Genomic DNA, 21,131 nt, shown 5'->3' with positions numbered 1-21,131 from the left:
CTCCTTCAGCGTGAATCGCCGTGGTTTTGGACCCTTGTGGGGGCCATAAGGCCCGTGCTGGCGGCGCCCATCGGAGCGCGGCAGTCCACGCGCAAGAGGAGCCCGACATCGCCGAGCTCACGCGAAAAATTCTCTTGATTGACGTTGGCGGAAGGCATCGGCGCCGAGTCGAAGCCGGGCTCGCGGCTCGCTCCGCGCACGGCCTCCATCAAAACGACAAAGGCGTCCGGATCGTTCTCGAGAGGGTAGGCCGTGGCTGCCATGGCTCTCCGCGGGCTATGGCTGATCCCGTGGCCATCGTCGACGGCCCGCTCCTCGCGTCCGAGGTCTCCATCGATCGCCGGAAAGAGCAAGATGTACTCGTTGCAGGCATTCGCGGCTCGCTCCTCGACGGAGGGCATCGTGGCTATCCCCAGTAGGAGCGCAACGAGCATCGCGAGGTTCGTGTGCTTTTCAAAGCGCATGACGCTCTACCCTTTGAAGAACTGAGCGGGATCGGGGCCGTCGGGTGAGCGCGGTGTGCGGAAATCGTTTCGACTCCTCGAAGAGGCTGCCCGAGATCGCGCGCCAATTGCGGCATGTCTCGACGCTGGTCATCGAGGCCTCCGCCACATCTCCGCTTGCGCACAATGCGCGAAGTGGGATTCGCCCAGGTGCTCACCCTCGGCCTCGACCGGCATACGTTTTCCGGCACCCGTCACGATCCAGATGATCGCGGCGCTGCACGACCGGCATGTGCTCACACGCGCGTTTCGAGGGACCGCAAAGGTAATCTTGTCCGGCGCGCTCACGGTGCACCTCGCTGACCGCCTTTTCCGGGCACCAACCGAAGCTCGCCGGCCACGCCCCCACTGCGGTCCCTGCGGCGCGCCTCGAGCTCGCGAGCCAGGCTCGCAACGACGTCCCAATTGCCATCTCGTGCAGCGAGCCGAACAGCTTCGGCTAGAGCGTCGTCGACGCCGTCATGCAGGCCCTCCGCCTCGGGGCTGTCAGCATGCGGCGGCCCACGACGAGGGGAGGGAAGAGCGTCGCATCCGGTATCCGAAGTCGTTCCACGCTCATGCCGGGGCAGGCGTTTCCGCTCGGGTTCTTCACAGCCATTTTCACAGCCTTGCGACGACTTCGCATGACCCGCGGTGCACTTGGATGACCAACCCGGCGAATCGGGCTGCCCTTCGTTCCCCTTGTTTTGTAGGGCTCCGGCGTTTCGCTCCGTCTTGCCAAGGTGGACGTCGAGGGTTCGAATCCCTTCTCCCGCTCTGAAAAATGCAGTGATTTTAGCCAGTTAGGGCTCGGCCCTAGCTGGCTTTTTTCGTTTGCTCCCCGCTGGCGTGTCGATGCTCCCCCGCTCGGTGCGGAGAAGAGGCGGATAACCTTCGCGAGGGCGTTGCGCTGCTCCGCTCCTCGCACGGTGGAGTAGAGCTCGTGCATCGCGGGGGTGAGTGCATATTCCGACGTGACTCGGGGATCGATTCCAACGACACCCGGGGCTCGTTCCAACGTGACCCGGGGGCCGATTCCTGGGCCCCCGGGGATGCATTCCAAAGGGGGCGGTCCCCCGGATCCGAGTCTTCGAGTACTTCGGCTGCGTCCCCGAGGTCGTGGTGCCCGATCAACTTCGCAGCGCCGTTTCTGGGCCGGATCGGTACGAGCCGGACATCAACCCGACCTACCTCGAGATGGCGCAGCACTACGGCGTGACGGTGGTTTCCGGCGTGACCGAGAAAGCCGAGGGACAAGCGAAGGTCGAAGGAGGCGTTTTGATCGCGCAGCGGTAAATCCTCGCGCCGCTCCGGAATCGGACTTTCTTCTCACCCGGTGAGCTCGATGTCGCGGTCCGCGAGCTACTCGAGCGGCTCAACAAGCGCCCGTTTCAAAAAGCTCGAAGGATGTCGACGCTCGGCCTTCGAGATGCTCGACAAGCCCGCCATGCGCCCTCTGCCGGCTCACCGCTACCAGATCGCGAAGTGGAGAGAGGTGAAGGTCAACATTGATGACCGCGTCGACTACGAGCACCGACTGGACAGCGTGCCGTACACGATGGTGGGGGCCGAGGTGGAGATCCGTGCAACTGCCACGAGTATCGAGATCCTGCACAAGAGTGAGCGCGTGGCGTCGCACGTGCGCAGTTACGGCCCGAAAGGCACGTATCCGTCCTGCGGAGCGCGTCGTGACGAGGGGCCGAAGCGGCAGCAAACTCGCGATGCATGAGGAAGCGAGCGAAGAGGCCGGAGTGGGTGAGGCGAATCGCGGCGTGGGAGGCCAGCGGGGAGAGCGCGGGCGAATATGCGAAGAAGCACGGGTGGAATCCACGGACGTTGGTGTGGTGGAAGAGGAAGATCGCGCGGCCCGAAGCGAGCACCGAAGTCGGCAAGGGATTTGTCGAGGTTGTGCCGTCGCGCAAGGCCTCCGCACCCGAGGTGCCTATTGCGACGACCGCTGTAGCGCGCGGGACATCCTCGCCTTATGACAGCATCGAAGTGGTTCTTCGCTCGGGTCGGATACTTCGTGTGCAGACGGGGGCCAACGTCACCGTACTTCGCGCGTTGATCGGCGTATTGGAGGAGAGCTGATGTTCTCGGCGAATGTCCGCATCTTTGTGAGTGTCGAGCGGGTCGACCTTCGCATCAGTTTCGATCGGCTCGCGGGGATTGTGCGCGAGCGTTTCGGTGACGATCCGCGAGGAGGTTCGCTCTTCGTGTTTCTCAACAAGGCGACCGACAGGTGCAAAGTCTTATTCTACGACCGCACCGGATATGCGCTTCTATACAAGCGCCTCGATCAGGGGGTATTCGTCGCGCCGCCGCGCACCGAGGGCGCCTCGCGTATGGAAATGAGTCCCGAGGCGTTTGCCCGATTTCTCGAAGGACTCGCCGTCGAAGGTAAGAAAAAGAATAGCAGCGTACACTGAATACATATCGCATGATGCGATATCGTGATATGCACGACGTTCTCGATGCATCGAGCCGTGTCGCCCGTCACGCCCCCCAATGCCAGCATCGCGGCCGCTCTCGTTGCGGCGCTGGCCCAAGGAGCGTCCTCGGATGCGGTGTCGAGGCTTGTGGCTGAGGATAGAGAGCTTCGCGAGCAAAACGCACGGTTACGTGCCGAAAGTGAATCGCAACGCGTGCGCATCGATGCCCTCGAGGCGCAGGTGGCATGGCTCTCGAAGCAGCTTTTCGGCGTCAAACGCGAGCGCTTGCCGGCAAGCACGTTGCAGGTGCTGCTCGATGCGACGATTCTCGGCAGTGAGCCATCGCCGGCCCCGGCCGAGCCCGAAAAGCCCAACGCGGCGCAGCCACTGGCCGGCCCCGATCGCGTGCCCCCGTCGCCTCCGAGCGGTGTCCGAAAGCGCCGTACTCCACATGGGCGCGGGCAGCTTCCCGAGCACCTGCCCGTGGAAACCGTGGACATTTCGCCCGGCGAAACTCCTGAGGGAGCCCGCTACATCGGTGAGGAGGTCTCTTACCGATTGGCGTTCCGTAAGTCCGGGTATACACGATTGCGTGTGGTCCGGAAAAAGTTCGCCCAAGACAATGACGATGCCTCGGTCGCCGTGCACATCGAGCCCGTGCCCGACGAGATGATTCCGCGCGCGTTGCCCGATCCTGCGATGCTCGCCCACACGATTCACTCGAAATGGGGCGATCAGATCCCGTACACGCGCCTGTCGAAGATCATCGCCCGGCATGGTGTGCGTGTGCCCGTTTCCACGTTGAGCGCGTGGGAAAAGCTCGCCGAGCCGGTGGCGCGCCTCGTCGTCGATGCGGCTTGGGAACACGCGTTGGCTCAGTGCCAGGTCATCGGCATCGATGCGACGGGGGTGCGCGTGATGGCAAGCCCCCACGATCGAAGAGCTCACATCTGGGTGCTCCTTGCCGATCGGGCGCAGGTCTTTTTTCGCTATTCCGCGCTGCACACGAGCGACATGCCGAAAAGCTGGCTCGAAGAATTTGGCGGTATCGTCGTCGCAGACGCCTCCAGTGTGTACGACGAATTGTTTCGCGCTCCCGGCGCGCCGAAAGAGGCCGGCTGTATGGCACACTGCCGGCGCAAGTATTTCTTTGCTTTGCCCACCGACACGCGGGCGCGCGGTTTCGTCGAGCTTGCCGACGAGCTGTTCACCATCGAGAGGGACATCGCGCACCTTTCGCCCGACGCACGCCTTTTGATTCGAAAAGAGCGCTCTGCACCGCTGGTCGAGATTTTCGCCAGGGCCCGCGATTGCCTGCTCGACGACCCCAGCGTGGATCCACGCGGGCCTTTCTCCCGCGCCCTTCGGTACAGCCACAATCATTGGGAGGCGCTCACGCGATTTTTGGTGAACGGGAGCATTCCACTTTCCAACAATGACGTTGAACGCGAAATTCGACATGTGGCGATCGGACGGAAAAATTGGATGCACCTGGGCTCCGACGACGCCGCGGAAGTGGCCTGCACATGGCTTTCGCTCATCGCATCCGCGCGCCACGCCGGACTCGATTCCGAGGAATACTTGCGCGACCTGTTTCGTGTCCTGCCGAGTTGGCCCAAACGACGCGTCGTCGAACTTGCCCCCATGAACTGGCTCGCCACGCGCGCCCGCCTCCTCCCCCACGAGCTCGAGGCTCCTCTCGGGAAGATCACCATCCCCCCGCAGCTCGGCGAGTCCCCATAGTAGCGCTGCGCTCGATAGCTCCGTCATTCGCACCGCCAAATCTAGGCCGCCTGCTCGACGGAATCACGACGCGGTTGGCAGGAGGGATACAAAGGCACGGCAATGATCTGCGACGAACACCGGCCACGCGAGCACCGCGACTATGGCAAGTGGCCGCCCGAGCGCGTGGTGGCGTGGGCCGAGAACATCGGCGATCAGGTCGGTGAATTCGCGCGTCGGGCTCTCGGGCAGCGCACGCGCCCGGAGACCGGGTACCGCACGTCGTGCCGCTCGTGTCGCGCGACCATCACGTGGATCATCACCGCCGCGGGTAAAGGCATGCCCGTTGAGGCGGAGGGCGAGCACCGAGGCGAGTCTCATTTCGCGCACTGCGCGCAGGCGGCTCTTTGGCGCAGGTCGCGATGGCGCGGCTCCGTCGCGCTTCAACGTGGCCGCCGTTCATCACGGCGGATCGGCCACCGAGCGATGGCGAGAGCGCATCACCAAGGAACAGCCGCTTCAACGAGGCTCCGTCGTTCGACGGAGAGACAGCCGGACTCGCCCATCACGACGGGCAGCGATACGTCGCTTCAACGAAGCTCCGTCGTTCGACGGAGAGACAGCGGCCTATCGCATGCACCACGACGGCGGATTGTCCTCAGATGCTCAACGAGGTTTCGTCGGACGACCGAGAGACTGCTGGTCCATCGATCGGGTTTGGACGCTCGATGGTCGGGCTTCAACGCGTCATCGTTGTTCGACGGAGAGACAGGTGGGGCAAGGCAGCGCATGCGATCTGAAGTTGAAAGACCCGCTTCAACGGGGCTCCGTCGTTCGACGGAGAGACAGCTGGATCGTCCCGCGATGTACGAACTGGACGTTCTCGCTCCAACGGGCCGTCGTTCGACGGAGCAACAGATGCGGCGCAAGGTCGAATACGATGAAGGACTTCGGCGCTGCTCCAACGAGGCTTCGTTGCTCGACGGAGAAACAGGGGCATGCGGGATACCAATGGAAATGGATGTTTTGCAGCCTCGTTTTGCAAGCGGCTCCACAGCGCAACCAATAGGTCGCGTGTCGGAGAGCTTGGGCAATGCGTTGATTGTTGATTCAAAGAACAATCGGAGGCTGCGAGCGACTCCCAGCTTTATGCTACCACGTTGCCGCTCGCGAAGCATGTGGCCTTCGGTGGTCGGCTGGCGACATATCATGGGCTACTTGGACGTGGCACGCGCGTCCAATGTGGCCGAAGCGACAAACTTGCTGACGTCGTCCCAATATCGCCGCTCGACGCGGAAGGCGTCGGCTCGCGAGTGTGCACGACCGCTGCCTTTCCTGGCGGAGGCGCAGGCTCGCGGAGACGGACAAGAGACGCACGACACTTTTCGGGCATCAATCTTGGATTCCGCCGCCGTCTCAGGAAATCCAACGAGGATTAGACAGAGAGGACCCGGGTGACGGATCACGAGATACTGCGGGGCCTTACCCACATTGGGTAGTCAGTGTATCCCTTGGGGCCCGGTGTGAAAAACGTCGTCTCGTCGGGTGCATTGAGCGGAAGCCCCTCACGGAAGCGACGCACCAGGTCGGGGTTTGCGAGGAAGGCCTTGCCGAAGCCGACGAGATCGACCAAGCCCTCTTTTACGGCACGCGCCGCAGACTCTTTGTTGAAGTTGCCGCCGATGAAGAACGTGCGCGTGCCCCAAGCTTCTCGGAGCTTCGGCTTCAGCGCATCGAGCCCCGCATGCCGCCCAGGACCGCCGCTGCTCACACCAAACTGGTCGGCGACGTGGAGATAGACGAGCCTGAGGGAAACGAGGCGCTTGCTGAGCGCGAGGTACGTCTCGTCGATCTCCGGATACTCCTGCATCCTGTTGATCTCCGCGTAGGGCGAGATGCGGATGCCCACGCGGTCGCTGTCGATGGCCTCGGCCACCGCCTCCGCGACCTCGACGACAAAGCGAAGACGCCTGTCGATCGAGCCGCCGTAGCCGTCGCGCCGATGGTTCGTGACCGGGCTCAAGAACTGCTCGAGAAGGTAGCCGTTCGCGGCGTGTATCTCGACGCCGTCGAAGCCCGCTTCGATCGCGTTCTTCGCGGCGCTCACGAACTCGTTCTTCGCTTGCTCGATACCTGCCTCGTCGAGTTGCTCGGGCACCGGAAAGGGCTGCATGCCACCCGAGTCGGTCCACATCTGTGCGCTCCCAAAGCTCGTCTGACCACCGAGCCCGAGGGCACTGGGCGCGACGATTCTCGCGCCTGCCGTCATGTTCGCGGGGTGGGCTACGCGCCCAGAGTGCATCAACTGCGCGAAGATGTGACCACCCGCGGCGTGGACGGCCTTCGTGGTCGCCTTCCAGCTCTCGACCTGCTCCGCGCTCCACAATCCCGGCGTTCGCGGATAGCCCTTGCCGTTGGGCGAAGGAGCAACGCTGCCGACGACGATGAGCCCCGCGCTCGCGCGCTGCGCGAAATAGGTCGCCGTGAGCTCGCTTTCGCGTCCTTCCGCGTCGGCCCGACTACGCGTCATTGGGTTCATTACGAGACGGTTCGAAAGCGCGAGCCTGCCGAGGTGATAGGTGTCGAAGAGGGACTTGGTCATGAGCGAGGAGTAGGGGCTCGTGCTATGGACGTTCCATGCCCGTGGGTCCAAAGAAGTTAGCCAAAACGCCAATCGGGATGGATCTTCGAGATCCTCGCGGTGACGCTGTCGCGGACGTGCTCGGCGTTTCGTTCATGCGGCACGCGCTGTACAAGCCGCTCGAAGCCCACGCACCATGGGGCGTACGTATTCCTCACCGACCGCGCGCGAGCTTCTACATCGTCACCCGAGGCAGCGCGCGCATCGAGGTCGAGGGAGAGAACGTTCATGTACTCTCACCCGGCGAGGTTGTGTTCATTCCTCACGGCACCGCGCACGCGCTCCGCGATGCTGCCGATTCGAAGCTCCAGGACGTGTGCGATGGAGCGCTCTGTCCGAGTCTCGCACCACGACGTATCGGTGGGCGGGGCAGCGCGACCAGCATCGTTGCGGGCTTCTTTGAAGTTGGCAGCGGCCATGAACCTCCGCTGCTCCAAAAGATGCCGGCGCTGGTCGTCCTGTCGGCGAGCGAACCAACGTTCGGCCGGTGGATCGAGGCAACGTTACAGCTTGTACTCGCAGAGAGTGCAGCGCCGGGGCCCGCGAGCAGCATGGTACTCCAGTGCCTCGCCGACGTGCTGTTCGTCCTCGCGCTTCGGTCGGCCGAAGCTTCGGGTCGGCGCAAGGCGTCTGGCATCCCCGCACTTTCCGAGCCGCGCATCTACGAAGCGTTGAATCTCATGCACGTCCATGTCGCCGAGCCGTGGACCGTAATGACGCTCGCGCGGCGGGTGAACATGTCGCGCTCTGGCTTTGCGGCGCGGTTCACGGAATTGGTCGGCGAGCCGCCGCTTCAGTACCTCGCGCGCTGGCGCGTCACGCGCGCCGCCGAAATGCTTCGTGACACCAACGAGAAGGTGGCAGCGGTCGCGAACCTTGTCGGCTACGAAAGCCTCCCCGCGTTCAGCCGCGCATTCAAACGGTGGCAGGGCGAGAGTCCCGCGACCTTCCGGCGCAAGCTTGCGCATTAGCGGAAGTGACCTCGCAGCAGATCGCGGCGGCGAAAGCCGCAGTGACGTCGCTCTTGGGTCCGACGATCTTCGAGAGGGGCTCGTCGCCGAAGGCCGTGCGCTCGGCCGTGTCTACCCGGCGCCCGATCGCTTCGTAGACCTCGTTCGGCGCGCCGTCAGCAACGGAGCGCAGTCTCGCGACGGTGAGCTTGACCTCGAGGCTTCGCTCGAGCGGGCTTCTTCGGGACGGTGACCCTCACCATGCGGCTACGTCTGACCGCCCCCGATTTGGGAGCTTCTGATCTGTTCAAGCGCGCGCTGGATCAGGCTCTCAGCGTGCGCGGTAGCCGCGACTTCGAGAGCGTCGAAGCATATGTCACCTTTGTGCAAACGCAAGTCGTCGCGAAGAAAAACGCGCGCAGCGCGTCCCGACTCATCGAGGAGCGCAAACATCTTCGACCGCTTCCGTTGACACGTTTGCCGGAGTACACGACGCACCATCTGCGAGTGACGTGCTGGAGCACCATCACCGTGGGGTCGCACATCTATTCGGTTCCATCGCGGCTCATGAATCACGAGGTCGAGGCAAGGCGCTACGCCGATATCGTTGAGAGCTGGCTAGGGGATGATTTGCTGGAAGCCATGCCTCGAATCCGAGGTGAAAAAGGGCATCGAATCGATTATCGGCACGTTATCTGGTCGCTCGTGAAGAAACCGGGCGCGTGGGGACGTGGCCGGGAGCGCCCACGGTCTTCGTCTGGGGGAGCCCCAGCCCGTTGTCGACGTGTATGATTGGACGAAGGCCCCGCTACGGGGATGACGAAACGGATCCTCTTGGCGGCCGTCGACGTCGCGGCGACCCGGGTCGAGTCGACGACGTGCGACGGAATGGCTGCTTTTGGCGATGGCGCCTTGTTCGAGGTGTCCGTCTGCGAGCTGGTCGCGTGTCGCGTACGAGGAGAACTCGATGACGCATGCGACCGTGCTCGCCGCTCCGGGGGGGACCGCCCTCTTTGGAACGCGCCCCGGATGCTCCGGAATTTGGCCCGGGGCACGTTCGAGAGTGCATCCGGTACCTTATAACGAGCCCCCGAGTGTCATTGGAACCGACCCCCCCAGGTGGCCCCCGAATTGGCCCCGGGGCACGTTGGAACGAGCCCCCCGGTGTCGTTGGAACCGATCCCCGAATCACGTCGGAATACGCACCTCAACGCGTTGGTGGGGCTCGGCCGCGACCGCACCGGCAACAGCGCAATGGCCGTCGTGTCCTTGCGGAGCGTTCGCACCCAATATCCGAGCGAGCCGAGGAAAGTGGCCGTAGCCTCGCGAGAGGTGCGTCCGGTGTCGGCGAGCACCTGACGAGCTCGTGGCATCGAATGGGTAAACCCTCGCGGGTTAAAAGCCTGCGCCGGTCTTCGCGTTCCGCGTACGAATGGCTTCTTCGGTTCTCGGAACGAGCGTCTCGAGCCCGACCCTTACAGCCTCCGCTTGGACTTCTTCGATGAACGGGCGAAACTGCTCGTTGTAGTCACGAAACGCGAGCTCGAAATCTCCGTCGCGTGTGCGGAGTGCGTCGGCCAACGCTGCAGCCCCATCGATGGCCAACGATCCACCCATTCCGGCGGCCGGCGACGCGCAGTAGCCTGCATCGCCGACCAGCGCAACTCGGCCTTTCGTCCACGACGGCATCCGGACCTGGCACAACTTGTCGAAGTAGAAATTCTTGGAGCCCCGCATTTCCGCGAGCAGTTCTGCAATCCGCCAGCCTCTCCCGGTGAACTGCTCCGCGATGATCCTTCGTTGTTGCTCCTGATCGCGATGGTCGTACGCGATCTCGTCGTCGCAAGCGAACGCGAAAATGATGTCGGTCTTGTTCTTGTAGGCATTGAGCATCGCCGCTCTGCAAGGCTCGTTGTACATCTGCGCGGTGTCGCGCTCGATCAATAGCTTGTCCACGATCAGGATCGCGAAGTACTGGCCGATAAAATGCACGTATTTGGCTTCGTCTCCGAACCAAATCCGTCGCACGGCGGAGTGGACCCCGTCGCAGCCGAGCACCAGGTCGAACGAGCGTCGTGGGCCCTTGGCGAAGGTCGCTTCCATTCGGTCTTTCGATTCAGTCAACCCGGTGATGCCGTCGTCGAAACCAACTTCGACGCGATCTTTCACGCTGTCGAAGAGCATGTTTACTAGCACCGTCCGTTCGATCTCGAACTCATCGTCCGAAGGCGGCTCACCCTCGTTTCGGATCACCAGCGAGCGCTCCGTGACATCGTGCTCGTTCTTCATATCCCACCGCTGCAGGCTCAATCGTTGCGAGCGGATCGGATCGAAGAGCCCCATGCGACGGACGATGTCGACGGTGTTGCCTTTGATGTCGACGGCCGTTCCGCCTTCGCGAATGCCGCGCGCGATCTCTACGACGGTGACCTCGTAACCGAGACGGCTCAGCCAATGGGCGCTCGAAAGCCCCGCGAAGCTCGCACCGGAGATGAGCACCTTCTTTCCATTCGAGCTCATGGGTTCTCCTCGCGATGGCCGCGTCCTCGAACAGCCCTCGCATCGAGATAGTTATACTCGGTCTAAAAATATGCAATAAATTTTTGACCGAGTATAATTTTGTGGCATTTTATGGCCCATACCTGGTCCGCTTCGCTAAAATTCGGGCATGGGCGAGCGGCGTGAGAGCAAGAAGCGTGAGACGAGGCAGCGGATCTCCGATGTGGCGACGGAGCTTTTCTTGGCGCGTGGCTTCGATGCGGTGACGCTCGACGAGATTGCGGTCGCGGCAAAGGTCTCCAAGATGACGGTCTTCAACTACTTCTCACGCAAGGAGGACCTCATTCTCGATCGGCAAGATGACTTGAAGCTGCTCTTCTTTCGCGAGGCGATCCGTGCCAGACCGAAAGGGCAATCGCCGATCGGCGCGCTCCGCGTTCTCATGAGCAGATTGCGAGAGGAGAAGCATCCGTTCACCCGTTTCGACCGCCATGCGGCCAACTTTTGGCGCTTCGTCGCGGCGAGTCCATCCCTCGAGGCGCGACTCCGTGAGCTCAACGACGAAGCCGCAGAAGGCCTCGCACTCGAGCTCGCCGGTCCGAAGCCGGATGGCCTCGCGCGACTCGCCGGCGGCATGATCGTGCTGACCGTGCACACGGCCCGCCAAGAAGCCGTCCGCGTGTTCGAACGCGGAGGCTCCGCGAAGAAGGCGCACGCCGTGTTCTTCGGCCTGATCGATCAAGGATTCGCCGCGGTTCAAGCCATGATGACGGCAGGCGTCCGGACGATCGCGAGCTGAAATGGCATTTCACAGATCGACGGATACAGCTCGCCGCGGGTGACCGAGACGTCCCGGGCGGTTTCGAGCACGTTCTCAAAAGTGATCGAGCCTATCCCGGTGAGCGTCCCGAGCTTCGTTGAAGCACGACGACCGTTTTCGTGTGGAGCCCCGGACGGGACGACGCAGTGCGAGCTTGTACCGAGGCTGTCGCGGTACGCGCCCGTGCACGTCACTTTCTTGCTTTTCCGTGAGGGTCCGCTCAAACAAGGGACGCGCTTCGGCGAACGCACTGAGACTCGGAAGGCAAAAGCCACTTGGTGCAGGCTGGATGCGCATTCCGAAAGGAACCGGAGAGCCGTTCCAAGGTGACGTGGGGAGCAATCCGACATGACGCGGGGCGACGCGCGCGGACCGAGAAACCACGTGGGTGTGTCCTCGCGGCCTGGTTGGTGCTTCTGTTTCTTTCGTAGTAGGAACGAGCCATGGCTTGGATATTCGCGTTATGGGCGCAGTGCGGCACGGGGGACGATGCAAACGCCTTCATCGCGCACTTCGAAGGCCTGAGTTGGACGCTGAGCGATGGGACCGCGACCCATTGCGAGGTCTCGCTTTTGTCGAACACGTGCTGCTGGATTACGCCGACGAACCTCAGTCATTCCGGTGTCTCCAACGCGAACGACGCGGCGCAGCTCACCGAGGTCGGCAAGCGGCTCTACGAACGTCTCCGTTCTGCACCGCCGTTCCGCTTCGCAATGGTCGGCGTGGAGGTGGATGACGTCAGAACGGAGATCGAAGTCGAGGAGATGATTCGAGCCTCACACTCGGCGTACCAAGGCCTGGTCGTCTCAACGGACCTGTGGCAACGGGCGGGCAAGCCTTCCGCGTTTCGGACATTTCGACCAGGCCACGTCTGGCGTCCATACATGGGCGAGACCAAGCCCGGCTGAAACCCGCTATCATTCGAATCGTGCTTTCGTTCGGCAGTATGTCCCTGACGAGCGCCGGGCGCTCACATCACGTGGCGGCCGCCCCAACACCGCCATCCGCATGACTGCGTGTCATGCCAGGGGAACAGCACGCGGGCGTCGAGGGACTCCGCGGGTGACTTTTCGCCAGGGTCGGGGATCGATCGATCTGCTTGCAAGCCACTGCGGTCGTGCATATGAGCCATGCATGTCGAATACCAACACCAATCTCGATATGGACAATTCTCTCGGTGTCGCTCAATGGTATCGCCAATTACCGTGCGCGGTTGCGTTCCGGTTCCTCCCAAACTTCCAGTCCAAATCGCGCTCCTGAACCATCGACGAACGAAGGTGCTTGTGCACGACCTCCGCGAGACGCACGGCCAAAGACGAGGTCGCGAGCGCGGGTGGTTGACGAAGACTTTCGCGCAGCCACGGCGAACCGCGGTGGAGCGGCGCGCTCAATGACGAATCCGTCACCACGTCATTTCGAGCCACGTGCGTGCCAGCGCACCACTGCGCGACGCAGGCGATATGGGAGCCGAAAAAAAGTGTCCGCCCCACGCCTACGTTGTGGCATGCCTGCGAGCAGGTATCCGAACCGGAGGACCGTTCGATTCGTTTGGAGCCGAAGTCGTGCACAGGAGTCATGTGACGACGATGTCGACTCGCCAAGGCATCGATGTTTCATCGGCACTCTAGAGGGAATAGGCGTTTTTATCTAACGAAGCAGTAGAAATTATGTATCCGAAACGAATTTTTCGTCGATTCGATCCAAATAACTGCCTCTTGTCTCTATGAGAGGCATGGGGTCTCGACTTCAGGACGCATCGCCGGCCGGAGTGTCCGTGTAGGCACCCGACGGTGAATCCGATCCATACGTCTCCACCGACCTGAACCCATGGCAGGAACGACATAAATATTCGCGATTTGAAAATCGGTTACGAGCTGCGAGAACGAAGCCGTCGTGTTTCGTTCATGGAAGACGTGGGATCTCCCCCACGATGGGGGCCGGCTACATCTTCGAACAGGTGAAGAAATGGCTTCGGGCTTATGCCAAGTCCGAGATCGGCGGAGCCCGTCGCCGATGGCCATTTCGCTTTCATGGGCGGCCAATCACCCGCCCGCGCTGCACGCCGAGCGCGACGTTCGCCCCACGCCGCGCATCGCCTCACCAACATCTTTCCGTTAACCAACAAGGAGGATCTTCATGAAACGTAACAAATTTGCCGGTATGCTGCTCGCCATACTCGCAGGCCTCGCGTCCGTCCTGACGACCGCGCCGGCCAGCGCCGACATTGCCCTGATCGGTGGCGAATCGACCCGCCTTGCCTTTGGCGACGCACAATCCACACGGGACCGACTGGTGCTGCTCGGTGACGTCCCCGACGACCAGGTCGTCTGCTACGTCGGCGCATCTCTCCCGAGCTGGGGACCAAGACCGACGGCCGGTTGGACCTTCGACATGCAATGCAACGGCCGCTGGGTCCGCGGCTCGCTCAGTATGTACCTTTGGTATAGATTCAGCGCAAATGACAGTTGGACGCTCGCCACGAAAAACGAATTCATCCCCCTGAACGGCGGCAACAGCTCGACCCGCATTATGCAAGGTCTGCATCACACACTCCCAGTGTGTTTTCCTGCCTACTGGGTAGGCGTAGCGACCGTCGAAGTCACCTTCTATGCCGGCAGTCCCATCACCGAGCGGGCAGCGTTCCAAACCGTTCCCGAGCAATTTCTCGGCTGCTGATAACCCACGAGTTGGGATTCAGACCTCACTCGGTTCTCGAAGTTGCATTCCTCCGTGCTCGCACGAGCGCAAGCTCCGGAGCTTACAGCGAGGATGATGGCGGCCGCCGCCGCCAATCCCGCGCTCGATCGAATACGGCCTGCTCCGCGAGGTGAGAGACGAGGATGGAGTGCGGCCTGCCCCGCGAGGCGAGAGACGAGGACGAAATCCGGCACCTCGAAGATGCGACGAGCGCTCGCGGACGCGAGCGCGGTCATGACGCGGGTAGGAAGTGAACGCGCGCTGGTGCCCGCGACCGGCGACCGAAACGCCTTTGCTGGCGAGAGCGCACGCCAGGCACTGGAACGAACGCACCGGGGCGCGCTGCGGAACGACAGCATCAATCGTCGCCTCGCCTGAGCCGCCCGCATCCTCCGGAATGGTCAACGAGTGACCGTCTGGCTAAAGCACGGCGAGGCCTAGGTCGCGGGCGAGCCGCTCCCGTGCGCGTTGTCTCGGTCCGGCGAAGTCCGACGGATCCGCGAGGGAGGGGGAGAGCCTGGTCCTCGCAGTTCGTACCTTCCGTCCCTCTCCAATTGCCGCATGATATTCACGGCCCCCTCGATCACGTGGATCGAGCACCCGCCGATGCGTAATTCGTGCGCGTGGGTGAGCGCACCGACAATGATCCAGACGCCGGGCATGAGCCGTTCGCCGTCGACGAGGGTGCCATTCTTGCTCTTCTCGTCGCGCACGAGCAGCTCGTCGCCCCAGAGGTTGACGCTCGCGTGCAGCCGCGAGACGTGGAGGTCGTTCAAGAGCGCGCACGCAGCTTTCTCGGGGTCGCGGCCGATGGCAACCGGCAGGCAATCCGGCACGTACGCGAACTGTTGGTAGTTCACGAGATCGTGGACGAGCAGAACGATTTGTTGCTCCACCCCGCGAACGCTGCGCTCGATGCGTTGCGCGCGCAAGGTGCAAACGACGCGAGTGGGCGTGTTTGCGGGGAGGACTCGACTCAAGCGCCGGATCCTCTCGAAACTCAAGCTTGTCTGCCCCTGCACGCCGTCGGCGGTCCATTTCCCTTATTTGCTATCTCGGACGGCTACTCCGTAACGCGTTTCGCGCGCGTCGCGCGTCGCACGCCGCGCAGTCGTTCTCGCTCGATGTCGAGCTTCGTTCACATACTATACATCGCTTAGAACAGCTCATCCGACGAGGCTGTTCGTTTGCATGCCGCGCCATCGAGGAAACCGCATTGACCCGTTGCCATGTCATTCAAACAACGATCTCCGACGCGCTTCGCGGCGGGGCGCCGCGGAGGCGGCCGACTTCGACGGTGAAGCGCTCGAGCCCGACCCGAGGTGCTTCACACCCTCGACGAGGGCGGCGAGCCGCGCTGCACCTGCGTCGACAGGGATAGATCCGGGCGCTCCTGGGGTCGTGGAGCTGCCCGACGACGGCATCGAGTCAGTCGACGCATGGCGCGTCACCCCGATTGGTGCGGGGCCAACCTTCATGTACGGGGCGCATGGCGAGGCAGTAGCCATCTGCCGGCCGCCATGCGTCGTCGCTTCGGCGGTGCGGTCCACCCGGGCATGCTGGTCGCGTTGGGGGCGACCCTGGTGCATGGTTACGTGCTCGACGTCGAACGCGTGCACGCCGCGACGACCCACCATCCGGCGATGAGCTGTGCGGCGTTCGGTAAATAATTGAAGTATTGACGATATTGTTTTGGATCGAGCGCGATATTGTTATGTCGATATCGTCATTCAACGTTGGCCTCCTCCCACGGCGGATGGATGATGCCGAGCCGAAGCCCGATGTCCGCATCGGGAGGATGGCCAAGGTTGCATGTGCCGTCGATGACGGTGCTCGAGCTGCATGGCCGTCAAGGAAGTTCGAAGGGAGGCGAGGGGACGTGGTGAACGACCGAATCGCCGCGCGAAAGAGCCCGGTGCATCTCACGTTGAGCTGTTGCACGCGAAGCCGGATTGAATCAGATTCATCGGGATGGCAAAAAGAGCGTTCGAGTATGCCGGGTGTCCGGCGGACTATCCGGGAGACACCCTATGGTGGACGCTGCGCTTCGTCGGCGACGCTCCGCACGAGCCTCCATCGGCGGCGCTGGCCGCTCGGCTCGATCTTGCGTGGCCTGAGCATGGCCGGAGCGAGTGGGTGAATCCGGACGCGCTGGTCATTGGCGACCATGTGTTCGGCGGTCGCATCGTTGGCTTTACGGAGGTCGGAGGCGCCAAGGCATTCAAGGTCGACCTCGGCCGGAACGCCACGCGAATCGTGCCGCTGCCGTCCTTGCAAGAACGGGTGGAGCGGCGCGTCCAAACGGCGCCGTCGCGGAATGTGCAACTCGAGTATCAGGGACACCGGGTGATCGACGATGCACGCCTTCTCGGGTACCTCGACCGCGTTCATGCCGAGTTCCCCTTGGTGGCCGTCGTCTTTCAGGAGGGGCAATTTCTCGCGGGGCGGTCGTTGGTCGATTTGGACGACGCGACCCTCGTCCGCACGATTCGAGCGTCGCGGCCTTCATCCCAATAGCGGGCGCTGCGAGGTCCCGTCGGTGCAAGAAAGATTCGCTGCGACGGGGAGCCGCTGCAGGCCGGCGAGGCATGCGCGTGAGCCGGGTCGCGCACGGGGTCGACATACGCATGGGCGCCGGTCATTTCGCGGTTGTCACGGGCGATGACGGCGCCGGGAGCCCCGGCGCCTGGCGGCAAATTTTCGCGCGCTGGGGCCCGGCGAGCAGCCCGCTGGGTGCCATCGACTATCTCTCCGACGAGCCCGCCGTCACACTCACCGCGTGCGCGCTCGCACTGGACGCCGTTCGCCTCAACCTCGCCGCTTATGGCCATCCGCGCGCGCCGGGAGTCTCGGACCACCATCGCCCATGCGTCGGGTTCTTCGATTCGGCTCACCTGGTGCGAGCTTGGACACTGGGCGAGCGGCATCACGCCATCCCAGTAGCGCGCTTTGCGCCGAGCCATCTGAATGGTCCTGCCCTCTCCGAGGGTGATTTCGATGACAATCGCATCGCTCTCACGGATCGCGACGGACGGGCACCTGCGTACAGGTCGTCGCGATCCTGCGAGCTCCTGGCTCACTCGGGGTCGGCGGCTCCCGTCCCGAAGCGCGCGGCGGTGGCCTTCCCCATCGCGTGATAGCCCTTGTCCACGTAGAGGGTCGTTCCCGTTATCCCACTCGCCAGCGGGCTTACGAGGAACGCGGCGGCGTTTCCAACTTCCTCGGCGCTCATGGGATCCGTGAGCGGAGAGTTGTGTGCGGCATATTCGACCATGGCGTCGATGATTCCCGTGGCGCTCGCTGCGCGCGATGCCCAGGGGCCTGCGGAAATCGTATTCACGCGTACCCCGTATTTGCGCCCTGCCTCGTAGGCGAGCACGCGCGTATCGCTCTCGAGGGCCGCCTTCGCCGAGGACATGCCGCCGCCGTAGCCCGGGATCACCCGTTCGCTGGCCATGTAGGTGAGCGACAAAAACGTGCCGCCTTCGTTCATGAGCGGCGCGAAGCGCGCCACCATCGAGACCATGGAGTAGGCGCTCACGCCGATCGCATCGAGGTAGCCCGCACGACTGGTCTCGAGCAGCGGCTTCTTCACCTCGGGACCGTTGGCCAGCGCGTGCACCACGATATCGAGCGGCCGATCGCCGAAATCGATCTTCAATTGCGCGGCGAGGCCCGCGATCGAAAAGTCGCCGGTCTCCCGATACCGCTTGTTCTCGCGAACCTCGGCAGGCGCCCCATCGAGCGTGTCGAACGCGGCATCCAGTGGATAGATCTTCTCGAACTCGAGCATCGAGCCATCGGAGAGCTTGCGTGACGCGTCGAGCTTTCCGCGGCGAAGCAACGTTTGAAGAATACCGAATGCCGGCGGCCAGGTTCCGACGCACACCTTCGCCCCCGCCTCCGCGAGCGTCTTTGCTATGGCGAAGCCGAAGCCGCCGTCGTCTGCCACACCCGCCACGAGCGCTCTTCGCCCAGCCAGATCGATTTTGAGCATGGTCGAGCTATTTGCGCCTTTCTCGGGCGTCGATCAAGGCGTTTCGAGTGTGCGAGCCTTTGTTCATTCGTTTCTGCCGACCGCAAGCTTGCCCGCTTGGAAGTCGGCCCGGCACTGCGCGCGTCGGACCTTGCCACTCGACGTCCGCGGAAGTGCGCCAGGCCGGATCAGGAGTACGCGGTGCACGCTTAGCTCGTGCACCTCGGCAATGCGCTCTCGGATTGCCGTCGCCACCTGCTCCACGTCGAGGTGCGACGATTTCGTGACCTCGTGCACGAGCACCAGGTGCTCGCCGCCCTCCGACGGGATCGCGAAGGCCGCGCCGATGCGTTCTGCGAGCGCAGGATGCGCGTGGCGAGCCGTCCACTCGAGGTCCTGAGGGTAGTAGTTGCGACCACGGACGATGATGAGATCTTTGATCCGGCCCGTTACGAACAGTCCTGCTTCGGATAGATACCCCAAGTCGCCGGTTCGAAGGTAGGTCCGGTTCGGATCGTCTCCAAAGCTTACTCGGCGCGCGCGTGCTTGCTCCGGGGCTTCCCCCCAGTAGCCCCGTGATACATGTTCGCCCGCGATGCAGATTTCACCCACTTGGCGCGCCGCGAGCCGAACGTCGCGCGTGGGGGCCGCGATGGCCACGAACTGACCAGGCTGGGGGAAGCCGCAGCTCACCATCGTCAGCCCCTCGCCCTCGGGTGAGCTGCGCACCACGTCATTCTCGAGCTCTTTTGGATCGAGCTCGTCACAGACCAGCCCTTGCCCCTTCGGAGCGCCCGTTGCAAAGAGCGTCGCTTCGGCCAGCCCATAACATGGATACAGCGCCTTGCTTCGGAACCCCGAAACCGCGAATCGCTCGGCGAATCTCCGCAGCGTCTTGGCCCGAATGGGCTCCGCGCCGCAATACGCGACCTCCCAGCTGCTCAGGTCCAGGGCCGCGAGATCCTCGTCGCGGACGCGGTGAACGCACATGTCGTACGCGAAGTTGGGCCCGCCGCTGGTCGTCGCATGATACCGAGAGATGGCTTGCAGCCAGCGCACTGGCTTCTGAATGAAATGGATCGGCGACATGATCCGCGATGTCATGCCCACATACAGCGTTTGAATCACATGGCCAAGCAGCCCCATATCGTGCTGCAGCGGAAGCCAGCCGACACCGCTGCTCGATTCGGTATGTTGAAAGGCGTCGCGAATGGCCCGCGAATTATCCATGATGTTGTCATGGGTTACGATGACCCCTTTCGGATCGCCGGTGGAGCCGGAGGTGTACTGAAGAAACGCGACGGAGCTCGGGTCCACATCGACCGCGCGCCCGGCCGGCGCGTGCTCACAGGAGATGGCGTTCATCGCCAACACGTGCATGCCCGCAAATGCCGCGGATTCCCTAGAAATGCGCGCAATGGGCTCGCTCCAATCGGCGCAGGTCAGCACCGCGCCCGCCCGGCAATCGCGCGCAATTCGTTCGAGGCGGAGCAAGGGCTCCGACGGCCGGGGCGGATAGGCTGGAACCGCGATGACGCGCGCAAATAAGCAACCAAGAAACGCATAGATGAATTCGAGCCCCGGCGGGTAGAGTAGCAACGCGCGATCGCCCGGTCGCAAGACCGTCCCAATCTGCTCCGCCATGAATTCCGCACGCGCGCACAGCTCTCCAAATGTGGCGGCCGGCTCCCCGCGCTCCAACTGCCTGGCAGACCCGATATGCCCAACATGCTCGACGTGCTCGACATGCACCGTATGTTCGAGAAATGCGAACGCAAGCCGATCGGGGTGTCGTTGCGCGCGATATCGAACGAGCTGAACGACTTCTTTGGGGGTAAATGACATATCGGACCGCTCCAATCCTCGTGGTTTTTCTCGTCAACGGATGCAAGCAAAGCACGCCCGCTCACGCGCGCCTCTTTCTGCGCTTGAGCTCAATGGCTTCTTGGGTCGGCCGTTTCACGTTGGCAATGAGGTTCAAGCTGGCCATCGCGGAGATGACCCACCCGCTGGGGTCGAGCTGCCACCATGCGAGTCCCGCATGGGCGGACGTTGGAAACGTGTGGTGATTGTTGTGCCAGGATTCACCCAACGTCGGGAGCGCCATCAAGAAGTTGTTCCTGCTCTGATCCGAGCTCGCGAGATCTCGACTCCCGAGCACGTGCGCAATCGAGGTGATGAACCACGTCATGTGATGCCAGAAAATGATCCTCAACGCCCCGCCCCAAGCAAAAGCCGCCAGCGCGCCTTGCCACGATGCGGTCAGCACGCCCCCCAACAACGTTGGAAGAAGAAGACCCATCACCACCCAGACCGGGTAGAGGCGGTTGATGAGCATCAGCGATGGGCTGCGCAACAGGTCGGGTACGTAGTGGGCGCTGTTCGGAATTTCATGAACGAACGTCCATCCAATGTACGAGTGCCATAACCCGTGCAGTTTGCTTCGATGCGGTCGACCCTGATCGTCGACGTGGGGAGAGTGAGGGTCTCCTGCAGTATCCGTATTCTGATGGTGGCGTCGGTGCAGCGCGGCCCAGAAGATGACTGGCCCTTGCATGCACATGGAGCCAAGGATTGCCAGCACGCCGCGAACCCAGGGACCGGCGGTGAAGCTCCGGTGCGCGAAGTGCCGGTGATATCCAATCGTTGCGCCCAACGCCGTCGGAATCGTGAAGAGCAGGAAGACGTGAACGTCCCCGAAGGTGGGTCGCGCGCCCGTCGCGGCAAGCCCGCCGACGACGCCCAAGCCCGCCAGGCCGAGCACGAGCACCGCCCCTGCGTGGAGCGACCGCGCACGGTCCAGCTGCGGGTCCTGCACGGTTTCCCTCGCGCTCATTTTTCGAGATCCGAGCGCGCGCGTCTCGGATCCACGGACGATTGATTGCATCACGTTTTATCTCCAGTTGTCCCGC

The 21,131-nt window shown here is 62.9% G+C and carries 19 protein-coding genes; 12 read left to right on the top strand and 7 right to left on the bottom strand.

Annotated elements, in window-relative coordinates:
- Nucleotides 1-5: 5 nt before the first annotated feature.
- The gene (locus LZC94_28815) at nt 6-464 is read right to left on the bottom strand and encodes a hypothetical protein (GenBank protein WXB11849.1); all 459 of its coding nucleotides are present in this window, start codon (nt 462-464) and stop codon (nt 6-8) included.
- A gap of 1,140 nt (nt 465-1,604) precedes the next feature.
- Between LZC94_28815 and LZC94_28810 the strand changes: the two genes are divergently transcribed.
- From LZC94_28810 to LZC94_28790, 5 genes are all read left to right on the top strand, one after another.
- Nucleotides 1,605-1,778, top strand: coding sequence for a hypothetical protein (locus LZC94_28810; protein ID WXB11848.1), 174 nt, complete (start codon nt 1,605-1,607; stop codon nt 1,776-1,778).
- Between the two features lie 40 nt (nt 1,779-1,818).
- Entirely contained in the window at nt 1,819-2,211 is a 393-nt protein-coding gene (locus tag LZC94_28805) for a hypothetical protein (GenBank protein WXB11847.1), read from the top strand.
- Nucleotides 2,212-2,237: 26 nt separating this feature from the next.
- The gene (locus LZC94_28800) at nt 2,238-2,573 is read left to right on the top strand and encodes a hypothetical protein (GenBank protein WXB11846.1); all 336 of its coding nucleotides are present in this window, start codon (nt 2,238-2,240) and stop codon (nt 2,571-2,573) included.
- Complete coding sequence (tnpB, locus tag LZC94_28795) at nt 2,573-2,911, top strand: IS66 family insertion sequence element accessory protein TnpB (protein WXB11845.1); 339 nt, start codon at nt 2,573-2,575, stop codon at nt 2,909-2,911. The genes LZC94_28800 and tnpB overlap by 1 nt, the downstream gene beginning before the upstream one ends.
- A 216-nt stretch (nt 2,912-3,127) precedes the next feature.
- The gene (locus LZC94_28790; GenBank protein ID WXB11844.1) at nt 3,128-4,657 is read left to right on the top strand and encodes an IS66 family transposase; all 1,530 of its coding nucleotides are present in this window, start codon (nt 3,128-3,130) and stop codon (nt 4,655-4,657) included.
- A 1,441-nt stretch (nt 4,658-6,098) separates the two neighbouring features.
- Here the strand turns inward: LZC94_28790 and LZC94_28785 are convergent.
- Nucleotides 6,099-7,166, bottom strand: coding sequence for an alkene reductase (locus tag LZC94_28785; GenBank protein WXB11843.1), 1,068 nt, complete (start codon nt 7,164-7,166; stop codon nt 6,099-6,101).
- A 149-nt stretch (nt 7,167-7,315) separates the two neighbouring features.
- Between LZC94_28785 and LZC94_28780 the strand changes: the two genes are divergently transcribed.
- Nucleotides 7,316-8,248, top strand: coding sequence for an AraC family transcriptional regulator (locus tag LZC94_28780; protein ID WXB11842.1), 933 nt, complete (start codon nt 7,316-7,318; stop codon nt 8,246-8,248).
- Between the two features lie 228 nt (nt 8,249-8,476).
- A complete protein-coding gene (locus tag LZC94_28775) occupies nt 8,477-9,019 on the top strand; it encodes a hypothetical protein (GenBank protein ID WXB11841.1) in 543 nt (180 codons plus the stop codon).
- A gap of 603 nt (nt 9,020-9,622) precedes the next feature.
- Here the strand turns inward: LZC94_28775 and LZC94_28770 are convergent.
- Nucleotides 9,623-10,747, bottom strand: coding sequence for an FAD-dependent monooxygenase (locus LZC94_28770; protein ID WXB11840.1), 1,125 nt, complete (start codon nt 10,745-10,747; stop codon nt 9,623-9,625).
- 148 nt (nt 10,748-10,895) lie between these two features.
- Between LZC94_28770 and LZC94_28765 the strand changes: the two genes are divergently transcribed.
- From LZC94_28765 to LZC94_28755, 3 genes are all read left to right on the top strand, one after another.
- Nucleotides 10,896-11,525, top strand: a complete 630-nt coding sequence (locus LZC94_28765) for a TetR/AcrR family transcriptional regulator (GenBank protein WXB11839.1) — start codon at nt 10,896-10,898, stop codon at nt 11,523-11,525.
- Nucleotides 11,526-11,989: 464 nt separating this feature from the next.
- Nucleotides 11,990-12,454, top strand: coding sequence for a hypothetical protein (locus LZC94_28760; GenBank protein WXB11838.1), 465 nt, complete (start codon nt 11,990-11,992; stop codon nt 12,452-12,454).
- 1,228 nt (nt 12,455-13,682) lie between these two features.
- A complete protein-coding gene (locus LZC94_28755) occupies nt 13,683-14,222 on the top strand; it encodes a hypothetical protein (protein ID WXB11837.1) in 540 nt (179 codons plus the stop codon).
- Nucleotides 14,223-14,680: 458 nt separating this feature from the next.
- On the opposite strand, the gene LZC94_28750 is transcribed toward LZC94_28755, so the two are convergent.
- Nucleotides 14,681-15,223: an FHA domain-containing protein gene (locus LZC94_28750; protein ID WXB11836.1), complete on the bottom strand. Its 543-nt coding sequence runs from the start codon at nt 15,221-15,223 to the stop codon at nt 14,681-14,683.
- Nucleotides 15,224-15,763: 540 nt separating this feature from the next.
- Here LZC94_28750 and LZC94_28745 point away from each other — a divergent pair.
- Both LZC94_28745 and LZC94_28740 read left to right on the top strand, forming a co-directional pair.
- Nucleotides 15,764-15,913: a hypothetical protein gene (locus LZC94_28745; protein ID WXB11835.1), complete on the top strand. Its 150-nt coding sequence runs from the start codon at nt 15,764-15,766 to the stop codon at nt 15,911-15,913.
- 301 nt (nt 15,914-16,214) lie between these two features.
- A complete protein-coding gene (locus tag LZC94_28740) occupies nt 16,215-16,760 on the top strand; it encodes a hypothetical protein (protein WXB11834.1) in 546 nt (181 codons plus the stop codon).
- A 559-nt stretch (nt 16,761-17,319) separates the two neighbouring features.
- On the opposite strand, the gene LZC94_28735 is transcribed toward LZC94_28740, so the two are convergent.
- The 3 genes from LZC94_28735 to LZC94_28725 all read right to left on the bottom strand — a co-directional run bounded on the left by LZC94_28735 (nt 17,320) and on the right by LZC94_28725 (nt 21,055).
- A complete protein-coding gene (locus LZC94_28735; GenBank protein WXB11833.1) occupies nt 17,320-18,240 on the bottom strand; it encodes an enoyl-[acyl-carrier-protein] reductase in 921 nt (306 codons plus the stop codon).
- A gap of 63 nt (nt 18,241-18,303) precedes the next feature.
- Entirely contained in the window at nt 18,304-19,971 is a 1,668-nt protein-coding gene (locus tag LZC94_28730; protein WXB20259.1) for a fatty acyl-AMP ligase, read from the bottom strand.
- A gap of 154 nt (nt 19,972-20,125) precedes the next feature.
- Nucleotides 20,126-21,055 (bottom strand): acyl-CoA desaturase, encoded by a 930-nt coding sequence (locus LZC94_28725; GenBank protein WXB11832.1) that lies wholly within the window; start codon nt 21,053-21,055, stop codon nt 20,126-20,128.
- Nucleotides 21,056-21,131: the final 76 nt, after the last annotated feature.

It is taken from the genome of Sorangiineae bacterium MSr11954 (assembly GCA_037157815.1).
Classification (GTDB): Bacteria; Myxococcota_A; Polyangia; order Polyangiales; family Polyangiaceae; genus Pendulispora; species Pendulispora albinea.
This window is presented reverse-complemented; position numbering and strand designations above follow the sequence as displayed.